The organism is Staphylococcus pasteuri (assembly GCF_030547725.1).
GTDB lineage: Bacteria > Bacillota > Bacilli > Staphylococcales > Staphylococcaceae > Staphylococcus > Staphylococcus pasteuri.
The window spans coordinates 1-240 of sequence record NZ_JAUOQO010000874.1; the positions used below are offsets into that span (position 1 = coordinate 1).

Consider the following 240-nt stretch of genomic DNA (forward strand, 5'->3'; position numbering starts at 1 on the left):
GCCCGGCTTTCTGCTTCGCTTTCCCAGACCACGCCCAGGATTTCCTCTTCGCTCATCTCAAAAGCGCCGCCATCCACCAGCCCGGCGTAGAATTCGTAGCTGGAATTCATCGCGCCCACCACATTGGCGTCAATCAGGTCATTGTTGTCGATGAATTGGTCGATCATGGCCAGACGCGGGTCGTCGTCCTGATCGCTGCGGTCACGATAGGCGGCGCGCGCCGCATCCTCGACATCGGGG

General features: G+C 60.4%; 1 protein-coding gene. It reads right to left on the reverse strand.

All coding sequences use genetic code 11. The annotated features are described in order from the left end of the window. On the reverse strand, window positions 1-240 hold a 240-nt coding region (locus Q4528_RS15780), incomplete at both ends, for a hypothetical protein (RefSeq protein ID WP_303522676.1).